The sequence below is a fragment of the Sporosarcina sp. UB5 genome, assembly GCF_050859005.1.
Lineage (GTDB): Bacteria > Bacillota > Bacilli > Bacillales_A > Planococcaceae > Sporosarcina.
Genome location: NZ_CP125984.1, coordinates 2248346 through 2260661, shown reverse-complemented (window position 1 = coordinate 2260661; position 12316 = coordinate 2248346). Strand labels below are relative to the sequence as shown.

The following is a 12316-nucleotide window of genomic DNA, read 5'->3' as shown; positions in this document are numbered from 1 at the left end:
TCAAATTCCCCTCTCGATTAATTCCATGAAGCTTTTTAGTACGTTTATAAATTCATCTACTTGTTTTTTTGTATTAGTGTTGCCGAAACTAACACGGATGACACCGTTTTTAAATTTATTCTCCAAACCGATTGCTTCAACGACATGTCCAGCACTTTTATTTTTGGATGAGCAAGCGCTTGACGTCGAAATAATAATACCTTTTTCTTGAAAATAATTAACGGCGACTTCCCCATTTATCGATTTAAATGCAATTGATAAAATATGCGGAGCACCATAATCCGGCGATAGGACTTGGATATTTTCATACTGGCGACATGCTTCCATTAACAAATTGCGCCACTCCCGAAAATCAGTCCGTTCGTCGGCAACAGAATTAATTCTCATCGCCCTTGCCATCGCAACAGAATTCGGAACGGAAACGGTACCACTTCGAACTCCTTTTTCCTGACCGCCACCAAAATTGATAGCGTTCGGTGTAACACCTTTTTTCAAAATTAAAGCACCAGAATTTTTCAATCCATTTACTTTATGCGCAGAAATAGTAATCGCATCTAAACCTAAAGAGTCCATTTTGACAGGCAACTTTCCGAAACTTTGAACACAATCCGAATGAAAAATTGCTCGGCTATTTTTTTTAATCAATTTTGCACATTGCTCGATTGGCTGAATTGTACCGATTTCGTTATTAACATGCATAATACTGACAAGAATCGTTTCCTTTTTTAGCTTACTCTCCAATTCCTCCAATGAAATGAGACCTTGGGAATCGACCGTCAAATAATCGACGTTAAATCCGTTTTCCTCCAATTCACGACACGCGTTCAATATGGAAGGATGTTCGATTTGTGTCGTAATAATATGGCTGCCTTTTGACCGGTAAGCTTCAGCAAGACCAATTAAAGCCAAATTATTTGCTTCTGTCCCTCCCGATGTAAGTACGACTTCTCCACTTTCATTATTTACAAGCAAAAGCATCTGTTCTTTTGAACGTTGTAATAAAGCTTCCGCTTCCCTTCCAAAAACGTGCAGCGAAGCGGGATTCGCGTAATATTTTCTATTTGCAGCCATGAAAGATTCGAGGACACTTTCATCTGGCTGTGTCGTTGAGCTGTTATCAAAATATATCATTTCAATTTCCCTTTCTTGTTGGTTTGTCTTCGTTTACGTAACAAAGCCACCCGCACTTAGTATGCCGGTGGCTCGTAACTGTCAACCCACTTTAAACTTGTTCTTTCAACATCTCTTCAATTCGCTTCATTGCGCCCGGTTCAATCGCTTCTACTGCTGTAGCCGCCTCTTCTAGCGCTTTCGTATAGCGGAATTGCATAAATGACTCTTCAGCATCAAGCAATCTTTCGTGCATTTCCGGATTCGACGCTCGGTAGCGATTTCCATATTGAATGATCCGTTCAATAAGCATGACATTTTCGAGAAGCTCATCGACTTTCGCATTCACATCTTTCACTGCGGCTTCGGCGTTCGCCAAATAGCTTTCGGCAACCGTCATATTCAATGGAACTTCCTGTAAGCTTTGACTTACGAGGTAAAGTTGCTCCTCTGCTTCCTCAAGCCGGGCATCCATTTCATCGGGAATGCCGGGGATATTCCCTTTTTGCAGCTTCCGATCAGCATTTTGCAGTTCACGTGCAAGGTCATTCAGTTTGTTTCTAACGTTATTTTCATCGATTCGAAGATTTTTCATCCGATTCGCAAGGCTTTCTTGTTCCTCCGCAATTTCCTCGAGTTCGTCAGCTATTGACTTAAGTTCCGCTTGTAAGTAGGAATAGGCGGTTCCATCTTCCTCCATCATCATTTTCAGTGTCTCATGACGACTTTGAATCACTTCTAACTTCTTCAATCCAGATTGAGGCAATTTCGCTTCTTTTTCATCGAGACGATAACTCTGCTGGACATAGACAGCTTCATCGGACGTTTCTCTCGTAAGCTGAATGATGGCTTCAAGCGATGCCTCGATGTCAGTAAAATGATAATCGACGTAATGCTTCGCATTCACTTCATTTTCCAATGAATCATAGAAAGCATCCATCCGGTCATTCATTTCCATTACATTATTCCGTACTGTTTCGATATCAAGTTCGGCCAACCTCGACAATTGTTCGCCGATCCCTTCTTCAATTTCATCCAATTGCTTCAGCAAATCTAGATGGGCCAAATTATACGATTGGTCCTCCATCTCTTTTATTCCGTTGCGTAATTCTCGAATGGAGGCAGGCATCTTATTTTGAAGTTCCGTCAGCAGCGTTGGAATTTCATTGATAAGCATTGACAGCCTCTCTCCTTTTGCAGTAAGGGAAATAACGATTTCACGTGCCAGCAAATAGTTCCCATTTAATGTCAACTCTTCGTATTCTTCAAATTTTGGAGTGAAAGATTCGAGTTCTTTTTCCAAAGGACCGACAGCCATTCCAAATGAGTGTTGATGAGCTAAAATGGTTTTCCTAGCTAATCGATATTGCTCACGAAGATTCTCAATTTCAATCCTGTTCTTTTCCTCGCTACCGATTAACTCATTGAGCTCTTGCAATATTTCATTTTTCCTTTTATCACATTGGCGAATTTTTTCTTGAATCTCTTTTTCAGCCGCTGTCGCTTTTTTGAAACGGAACCGATCAACAAGATCTTCCGCATCGAATAACAATGAATCGATTGCTGGCATATGGACGTCAACGACTTCTGTCCATTCATTGCGCCACCGCTCAAACTTTTCTTCTGTTTCACCTGTCATATTCAATTGTTTGACCTTCATCATCTCTTCAAAAATTGGCTTGTTTTGAATTTGCATCTTTTCATGTTCCAGTTTATTGATTTCACTAATATGTTTACGCCTGAATAAAAAGGCGATGGTAATAAGTACAAGTAGAACAATAATTGGAATGATGAAATATTTCACCATTGTGATCCCCCTATTCCGAAGTCACTAAAATGAACTGTTAACCACTAGTTATAACAATATTATCTTATATACTAACATGTTTAAAGCATTTTCGTGTGAAAATGAACGAATTATAGGGGGAATTGCGTTTTCTTGGATAAATCACGTGAAATTTGTCGAATTTCTATGAGGAACGTATACTGGAGAAGACTATATTCAGGGGGTGCTTTTTTTGTTTACTGCAACTAATTATTCGAATAACCCGAAGGAGAAGTACGGGCAATTGACAAAACAGCTTGATGCGTTGCTTTCCGGAGAGAGCAACCGCTATGCAAACTTGAGCAACGCCTCGGCTTTGCTCAATCAATTTTTCGACCGAATTAATTGGGTCGGCTTTTATTTAATGGATGGGGAGAATGAGCTTGTGCTTGGTCCGTTCCAAGGATTGCCTGCTTGTATACGAATTCCACTTGGTAAAGGTGTATGTGGTACTTCAGCACAGAAGAAAGAGACGATTCTCGTTCCGGACGTTAATCAGTTCCCTGGACATATCGTCTGCGATGCTGCATCACGTTCTGAAATTGTCGTTCCGTTAATTAAAGATGGGGAAGTGCTTGGTGTTCTTGACATCGACAGTCCAGAGTACGATCGTTTCAATGAAGACGATAAAGAAGGACTTGAACAATTCGTGAAAGTACTTGTTGAGCATATTTAAGTAAGGTAGTTAATACGAAAATCTTCAATAAAAAACCGGTAAAGGAGAGTATCGCAATTCCTTTATCGGTTCCTTTTTGTGTAGTTATATGAATTACGCATGTGTCGACTGATTTTTTTCAAGGGCAATGAATGCTGCATTTAAGTCAGCAATGAGATCGTCTGCGTGTTCGAGTCCGATAGATAGACGGAGCAGCGAATCTGTTATACCCATTTGCAATCGATCCGCTGCCGGTACGCCTGAATGTGTCATTGTAGCTGGATGTTGAATGAGCGTTTCAGCATCGCCTAGACTAACAGCGATTTTGATTAGAGAAAGGCTATCCATGAACGTTTGGGCGCTTCGCTTTCCGCCTTTCACTGTAAACGAAATGAGCCCGCCGCCAGCTTTCATTTGGCGTTTCGCAATTTCATACTGCGGATTACTTTGATCGTACGGATAATAAATGTCTTCGACAAGTTGCTGACCTTTTAAATAAGAAAAGATTTTTTCGGTGTTTTCCGTATGCCTTTCCATCCTGACAGGTAACGTCTTCAATCCGCGGATGAGCAGCCATGCGTCGAACGGAGACATAATTGCCCCATAGTCCTTTTGAACTGTCATTTTCAGCTTTTTCATTTCTTCGGTATCTTTTCCTACGAGCAGTCCTGCGATGACATCTCCATGGCCGTTAATGTATTTCGTTGCGCTATGCAGCACGAAATCTGCACCGTAATCGATTGGGTTTTGTAAATATGGAGATGTGAACGTATTGTCGACAACGACAACTAATCCATGCTTCCGTGCTACTTTGCAAACCATTTGCAAGTCAACTAATTCCATTGTCGGATTGATCGGTGTTTCAACATATATACACACTGTTTTCGGTGTTATCGCATTTTCAATTTCTTCCTCTGTCACCATGCTAATCAAACTATGAGTAATATTATATTTCTCTTGCATAATACCAAGTAATCCAAACGTACAGCCATAGATTCCCCTAGAACAAATAATATGGTCCCCTGCCTTCGTCAAATGGACAAGGATGGAGCTAACGGCCGCCATTCCGGAGCCAAAGGCCAAAGCATCTTCCCCTTTTTCAAGTGCCGCAATTCTTTCTTCAAGTATGCGTACAGTCGGGTTGCCGAGCCTTGAGTAAATATTGCCTGCTTCCTCCCCCGAAAAACGCTTTTCCCCTTGAACTGCATTATCAAAAGAAAATGTTGAAGTCTGATAGAGTGGCACCGCTAAACTGCCATGATGCTCCGTATCATCATAGCCTTCGTGGATTACAAGCGTGTCTTGATGAAGTGTCCGTTTTTTCATTCCCATTCCGCCCTTCAGTTTTTTGTAAGCACTTACATTCCTTATTTTCATTTTACTCTCTTTTCCGAAAAAGAAAAAGAGCAACTTCAGCGAATTATTTCGCCGAAGCTACTCCGTGAAGGATGAACTGGTTTTTTCCATGATTTTTCGCATAATATAGCGCTTGGTCTGTTGATTGGAAGAGTTCCTTATATGATTTTCCATCTTCAACAGTCCAACCGCTCACTCCTATGGAAACGGTTACTTTCGGGTCTGTCATTTCAGGAATTCCTTCTACAAGCCTCCGTGCTAAATTGACACCGTCGTTAACTGTTGCAGACGGAATGAAAATTGCGATTTCTTCGCCTCCCCATCTGCTTGCAATTCCCCATCCATCCACTAATGATAAGATGAAACTCGAGATTTGCTGCAATACCGAGTCTCCTGTCGTATGCCCGTAAGTATCATTTACCAATTTGAAATCATCAACATCCATCAACAGGAAGATACAAGATTCTCCCTTTTCCATCGAAGAGGTGACAACTTCATCTAAATACGAACGAGTGAATAGTTTTGTCAGATAATCTTTATCGACAAGTTCCTGTAATTGATCGCGAAGCATAATATTTGAGATTGCGAGCGAAGAATGGCTTATTAGTGAACGCATTAACTTGAAACTATCAAATGAGAAAAAGTATTCTTCCTCGTGTAAAAGAATAACGAACCCTATCATTTCACCACCGTTACTTATTGGAAGAGCAACAAGTGATTTGAACCGATGTCCATCATTACAGTTTATCTTTGAATTTGCATCAAAAACCGCTTCTTCTCCTTTGCTGAAGCGGGCTGAAACTGAATCAATATATTTTTTCGCCGCATCACTAAAGAAGAAATCTGTGCTTGACCGGGAAATTGTATAGCTACTACAATCGTCTCCATAATACACAAATGCCATCTCATCCGGACGGAATGCTTTTAGGAATTGGTCTTTCAGAAACGCGATCATCTCGTCAAGTTCTAAATTGCTGTTCAATTTTCTTGACGCTTCATTCACTAGACGCAAATCATCGACGAGTCGATAGGATTGGTCGTATAGACTAGCATTTTCAAGTGCGCTACCTGCAGCATTCGCAATCGATCGAATAAAACTTTTCTGCGTTACTGTGTATTCCGTATTTTGTGGAGCCGTAATTTGTAAGACACCATAAATTCCTTGCCTTCCACGAATTGGCGCATTCATTAAGCTGCTCGAAATGTCCAAAGCATTTTCTATCGTTAATTCGCCCGAAAGGAACGCATCGACAGCAGACGCCCTTTCATTCGCATAGTCAAACAATCGGTATTCGTTCGATTTTCCTTTTTGTTCATTCGAAAGGAGCAGATTGACGTCGTAAGCCGGAAACAATTCAGCTACCGCCTCGATTAGCCCTTCAAGAATAACATCGCTCTCCATCGTAGAATTGAAAAGCTCAGCTACTTCAAATAGATTACGATACGTTTTCTCTTTCTCCGAAAGCTGATACAGTTGTACGGCTTGGCTAATGAATGTGCCAAACACTTTTTTCAATTCTTTTAAGTGGGGCGTCAAGGCAAATGCATGCCATTTCTCACTTGCTTTAAATAGGAACGCTGCAAGGGGCGCAAGATCGGTATCCCTAATGATGAGCGAATCGTCAGCGAACTCATACTCCCTATCGGAAGCATGCGACATGAATGATACATTGAAGATCGGATGGTCTTTCGTATACGTTTCGTGGAGTGGCGCACATTCTTTCCGCACCGTCCCACGATTAAACAACGGTGCAAAACGATTATTGTCGTACAGCAATATTTCCGCATCTTTAATTTCGAAGTGGTCCATGAAAATCTCTTTGGACTTTTGGAGTTTGTCTTCCAAAGAATTTTCTTCGTTTAGACTTGATAATAAATCAAACATGGCACATTTCACTTCATATAACGTCAATTCATGATCGTTCATTTGCCATCACCCTCGTTTTACGTCCATCGTATTTTATACCTATTCCATATTCTAATACAAAAAACCTATGAATAATAGTTTTTGAATCGATTCTTCACGTATAGTTTGACGTGTAATGGAAAGAGCTTGACTCACATTTGAATAATTGTTATGATGTTCCTTGTGTAAAATAGTTGCAGCAGTTGTATGATCCATGCTGTCCAGTCTATTCCTTTTAGTAAGGTGCATCGTGTAACCTCGAGGCTGCTGAGGCGAGGATGCAAGATTATAGAATGGCACACGGATTGAATACATCTGGTTCTTATTTTACAACAAAATAAAACCAAAACAGAGGAGGAGTCTCTCATGGCTCGTTATACAGGTCCATCTTGGAAACTTTCCCGTCGTCTTGGCATTTCGCTAAGCGGTACTGGAAAAGAAATCGAAAAACGCCCTTACGCACCAGGACAACACGGTCCTACTCAACGTAAAAAACTTTCCGAATACGGATTGCAATTACAAGAAAAACAAAAACTTCGTTTCATGTTCGGCGTGAACGAACGTCAATTTAAAACTGTTTTCAACAAAGCTGGTAAAATGCCTGGTAAACACGGTGAAAACTTCATGATACTTCTTGAAACTCGCCTTGACAACCTCGTATACCGCATGGGTCTTGCACGTACTCGTCGTGCAGCTCGCCAACTTGTTAACCACGGCCACATCATGGTTGACGGTAAACGCGTTGACATCCCATCTTACAGCGTAAAACCTGGTCAAGAGATCTCACTTCGTGAAAAATCTCAAAACCTTGATGTTGTAAACGAAGCTCTTGAAGTGAACAACTATGTTCCTGAGTACGTTACATTCAACGCTGACACTAAAGTCGGTACATTCGTACGTATGCCTGAGCGCAGCGAACTTGCTGCTGAAATTAACGAAGCTCTTATCGTTGAGTTCTACTCTCGTTAATCGCTTCCTTACAAAAACCCCGGAATTGCATTTGCAATTTCCGGGGTTTTTATTTTCCACCTAGCAACTCCTTCAACTGCTCAAGCACAACTGCAAATGGTTGTCCCTCCCCTACTATCCTAAATTCCCGAAAAGGGTCTCCGATCGTTTTCATTCGCTCCATTACACTGTTAATTGTAAATTGTTCCGGTCGTAATGCAGTACTTACCTCTTCCCAATTCAAAGGCGTTGCGACTGTTGCGAGTTCGTTTCCTCTTGGGGAGTAAGGAGCGATAATTGTTTTTCCTTCGTGATGTTGTACGTAGTCTACGTATAGTTTGTTTCCCCTATTCTTTTTCAGGCGTTCAGTTGTGAACCATTGGGGTTCTTGGTCGCAAAGGAAGTCGGCGATGAATTTGGTGAAGAGACGTGTGTCATCATAGGTAAATGTGTTGATTGGGAGTGGAATATATAATTGCAACCCTTTGCCGCCGGATGTTTTTACGAAAGAAGTCAATTGGAACTGGTCGAATATCGCCTTTAGACGTATTGCAGCTTCTACGGATAGCGAAAACTCCTTTACTGAAGGCGGGTCCAAATCAAAGACGATTTCTGTTGGCATTGTTGTATTGATTGTTTGGAATGGAATATGATATTCGAGTGCAAGCTGATTGCCTAGCCATAGCAATGTCGTAATGTCATTGCAAACGATATAGTCAATGTCCTCATCTCTTGACGTCTTTATAAAATCAGGAGCATAATCAGGAACGCTTTTCTGATAAAATTTCTCGCCAGGGACGCCGTGGGGGTAACGGATTAGTGTGAGATGCCGCTCTTTTAGAAATGGAAGCATGAATGATGCCGCCATTTGCAAATAAAGCAAGTAGTCGTCCTTCTCCAAACCTACCTTCGGCCAAACCGGCTTGTCAGGATGCGTAATTTGGACGTGTTCGGGAATCGGGTTCACCTGCCTTAGCAAATGCCGCCATTGGCACTCTTCAGGGTCTATACCAAACTGAAAGGAATGAAAGCGAGGCTCGCGAAGATGTTTTCCGTCGAAGCTAATGCAGTTTATATTCGCACAGATGGATGGCGCTATTTCGTAAACGGCATTCTCGATTTGATGTCCATTATTGATAAATAGTTCTCGGAGCGTCTTAAATTCCTCATCTGACATTCCATGCTTAAACGTCGTTACGTCATATAGTTGACCATCTTTATAAATAGCACCTGTGAAAAATCCATTTACCTGTTCATACTTCGTAATAATAACTGTGACGAATCGCCAATTTTTCACTTTCAACCATTGATTCGTCCGTTTTTCGTTGCTCCAAATACTTTTCTTTCGCTTAGCAATGATCCCTTCTCCGTTGTTCAGTCGAACTCGATTCCACAATTCGTTTTCATCCGTAAACGTTTCTATTAATTGGATTAAGCTTTCGTGACGATAATGGACGGTGGTTGGTAGTCCGATTTGCTCAAAGCACTTTCTCAGCTGTGATTTTCTCTCTTCAAGTGTATTGCTAGTTGCATCTTCCCCTTTTAAAGTCAACAGATCAAAGACAATATATTGGCAAGGGAAATTTGTCGAATGTTGGGCAATCACTTCTTTTTTTCGCATCCTCCCTCTCGTTTGAACGATAGAAAACTCACTTTGGTACTCGTTTTGTAAACAGACCAATTCTCCGTCAAATGTAATAGGAAGGAATGACTCTATCAAATGTTCAATGCGGCGACATTCCTCAATAATTTCCGGAAACATAGTATTCAAGTTTTTTTCATTTCTGCTAAAGAGCTGAATTCCTTCTTTATTCCATTGCAGAATTGCCCTGAATCCATCGTACTTCGTTTCATAGATCCAACCTTTCCCTACAGGAATTTCACTAGCATCCATCATTAACATCGGCTTCATATATATCGCTCCAAGTTTTTACGTATAGACCGCACTTTTGTTATTAGTGTTTGACGGTTTGCATTTCGTATACATAGGAATGAGTTAGTTTTCCATACTAAAAATAAAAGCAGGTGATTGCATTGCATACGGTATGGAAAGGTAGCATCAGTTTCGGTCTCGTTAATATTCCGATTAAACTTCATTCGGCCACAGAAAACAATGACATTAAATTGCGCCAACTTCATAAAGAGTGCAATTCTCCAATTAGCTATCAAAAAGTATGCTCGGTTTGTGATAAAGAAGTGAAAAACGAGGAAATTGTAAAAGCGTATGAGTATACAAAAAACAAGTTCGTCGTGCTCGATGATGAAGAACTTGAAAAGTTAAAGAAGGAAAACGAAGACAAGTCCGTTGAGATTATCGACTTTGTCAAGTTGGAGGAAATTGACCCGATTTATTTTGAAAGAAGCTATTTCATGGCACCTGATACGAATGGTGGCAAGGCATACGCATTATTACGGAAAGCGTTAAAAGACTCCGGAAAGATTGGCGTTGCCAAAATTATTATCCGTTCGAAAGAACAGCTGGCTGTCGTCCGGGTGTATAAAGATGCTTTGTTAATGGAAACGATTCATTTTCCCGACGAAGTTCGTAACGTGCAGGACGTCCCGAATATTCCTGATGAAGGTACTGTTGTGAAAAAAGAACTCGACACTGCGCTTCTACTAGTCGATCAGTTAACGACCGCTTTCGATCCCGACAAATATACGGACGAGTATAGAACAGCACTAATGGAATTGATTGAAGAGAAGAAAGCGGGCAATGCAACCGTTACAAAAACGGAGAGCAAGGCGATTTCACCTTCAAATACAACCGACTTAATGGCGGCATTACAAGCATCGCTCGATAAGACGAAAAAGAAGAAGCCAGCGCCACGGAAACGCGCGGCGGCGAAGATGAAAGCGTAATTTTTTATAAGAAAGAAGCGGTTATCACCGATTCGGGACACTTTATCACCGACTTTAACGCATTTTTCACCGACTCGAGTCACATTACCACCGACTCTCGAGACTTTACCACCGACTCCCCATTTTCCACACAAAAAAAGGCCATTCCTAAGAATGGCCTTTTTGCATTAGATGAATTTCACCATTTTATAATTTTTCTTCCCTCTACGCACGATTGTGAACGCATCATCCAAACGGTCTGCTGCAGTAACTTCATATGCTAAATCCGTCACTCTTTCCCCATTCAAGGAAATGGCACCGTTTGTCACGTCTTCACGAGCTTGACGTTTAGAAGACGAAATACCTGCCTCAACGATGAAGTCGACGATGTTTTTATCCACCTTCTCCATTTCGGACGTCGGCACGTCTTTGAATGCGTCTTTCATTTCTCCAACTGTTAACGCCTTCAAGTCTCCACTGAACAATGCTTTTGAAATGCGGATTGCCTGCTCGAGCGCTTCCTCACCGTGGATGAGACGCATCATTTCTTCAGCAAGCGCTAGTTGCGCTTTGCGTAAATGCGGTTCTTCTTGAACAGAAACTTCTAGCGCTTCAATCGTTTCACGGTCTAAGAACGTAAAGATTTTCAAATACTTAATAACGTCCGCGTCGGCCGTATTAATCCAAAATTGGTAGAACTCATAAGGGGATGTTTTTGTTGCATCCAACCACACTGATCCGCCAGCTGTTTTTCCGAATTTCGTTCCATCCGCTTTTGTAACGAGCGGGATTGTAATACCGAACGCCTTCGTTTCTTCTTCATGTGTTTTACGAATAATTTCTAGACCGGTCGTAATATTGCCCCATTGGTCGGAACCCCCGATTTGTACACGGCAACCAAAATTATTGTACAAATGGTTGAAATCGAGTCCTTGAATGAGCATATACGAGAATTCAGTGAATGAAATTCCTGTTTCGAGCCTTGAGGAGACGTTCTCCTTAGCAAGCATGTAATTGACGCTTAGCAGCTTACCGTAATCCCGAAGAAAATCAATGGCGCTCATTTTGCCCACCCAGTCGTTATTGTTGACGAGAACTGCTCCACTTTCGCCATTGAAGTCAAATAATCTTTCGAATTGCTTTCGAAGTCCAGACACATTTTGCTCTACTTGTTCTTCTGTTAGAAGCTGGCGTTCATCGGCACGGAAAGACGGGTCACCGATCATTCCTGTCGCACCACCGACTAAAAGAATCGGTCGGTGGCCATGCAACGCAAAGCGACGCAATGTTAATAGTGGAACAATATGACCGATATGCATACTGTCAGCTGTCGGATCTACGCCGCAATATAAAGAAATTTTTTCTTCATTCAACACTTTTTCTAGACCTTCCTCATCAGTTTGCTGATATAGTAGGCCTCTCCATTTCAAATCCTCCAACAATCCGTTCGTCATCGTAACCCCTCCTATAAATTGAAAAAGTCCCTGCACGATTCAAATGAATCATGCAGGGACGTTAGATACATGTTAACTAACGCGGTACCACCCGGCTTGAGAATAAAATACTTCTCCGCTTAAAACGCATTATCGCCGCGTGCGCGTCACACTCCAAAGCTGTAATTCGTAAACGATGTACCGGACAGCTTCCACCAACCGCTGCCTCTCTAGACGGATCG

The 12316-nt window shown here is 41.5% G+C and carries 9 protein-coding genes; 3 read left to right on the top strand and 6 right to left on the bottom strand.

What is annotated here, in order from left to right; all coding sequences use genetic code 11:
• Window positions 1-1131 (bottom strand): cysteine desulfurase family protein, encoded by a 1131-nt coding sequence (locus QM454_RS11425; RefSeq protein ID WP_432358085.1) that lies wholly within the window; start codon window positions 1129-1131, stop codon window positions 1-3.
• Between the two features lie 91 nt (window positions 1132-1222).
• Window positions 1223-2917 (bottom strand): septation ring formation regulator EzrA, encoded by a 1695-nt coding sequence (gene ezrA / locus QM454_RS11420; RefSeq protein ID WP_432358082.1) that lies wholly within the window; start codon window positions 2915-2917, stop codon window positions 1223-1225.
• Window positions 2918-3128: 211 nt separating this feature from the next.
• Here ezrA and QM454_RS11415 point away from each other — a divergent pair, with 211 nt between their 5' ends.
• A complete protein-coding gene (locus QM454_RS11415; protein WP_432358080.1) occupies window positions 3129-3611 on the top strand; it encodes a GAF domain-containing protein in 483 nt (160 codons plus the stop codon).
• 93 nt (window positions 3612-3704) lie between these two features.
• Here the strand turns inward: QM454_RS11415 and megL are convergent, their stop codons facing one another.
• Together megL and QM454_RS11405 are read right to left on the bottom strand one after the other, a co-directional pair.
• Entirely contained in the window at window positions 3705-4916 is a 1212-nt protein-coding gene (megL, locus tag QM454_RS11410; protein ID WP_432358078.1) for a methionine gamma-lyase, read from the bottom strand.
• Window positions 4917-5010: 94 nt separating this feature from the next.
• On the bottom strand, window positions 5011-6873 hold the full coding sequence (locus QM454_RS11405; RefSeq protein WP_432358075.1) for a sensor domain-containing diguanylate cyclase: 1863 nt from the start codon (window positions 6871-6873) through the stop codon (window positions 5011-5013).
• 345 nt (window positions 6874-7218) lie between these two features.
• On the opposite strand from QM454_RS11405, the gene rpsD reads away from it, so the two are divergent.
• Window positions 7219-7821 (top strand): 30S ribosomal protein S4, encoded by a 603-nt coding sequence (gene rpsD, locus QM454_RS11400; protein ID WP_432358073.1) that lies wholly within the window; start codon window positions 7219-7221, stop codon window positions 7819-7821.
• 49 nt (window positions 7822-7870) lie between these two features.
• Here rpsD and QM454_RS11395 read toward each other — a convergent pair whose 3' ends face one another.
• Window positions 7871-9712 (bottom strand): DNA ligase D, encoded by a 1842-nt coding sequence (locus QM454_RS11395; RefSeq protein ID WP_432358071.1) that lies wholly within the window; start codon window positions 9710-9712, stop codon window positions 7871-7873.
• 122 nt (window positions 9713-9834) lie between these two features.
• Here QM454_RS11395 and QM454_RS11390 point away from each other — a divergent pair, with 122 nt between their 5' ends.
• The gene (locus QM454_RS11390; RefSeq protein ID WP_432358068.1) at window positions 9835-10662 is read left to right on the top strand and encodes a Ku protein; all 828 of its coding nucleotides are present in this window, start codon (window positions 9835-9837) and stop codon (window positions 10660-10662) included.
• Window positions 10663-10829: 167 nt separating this feature from the next.
• Here QM454_RS11390 and tyrS read toward each other — a convergent pair whose 3' ends face one another.
• Entirely contained in the window at window positions 10830-12095 is a 1266-nt protein-coding gene (tyrS, locus tag QM454_RS11385; protein ID WP_432358066.1) for a tyrosine--tRNA ligase, read from the bottom strand.
• Window positions 12096-12316: the final 221 nt, after the last annotated feature.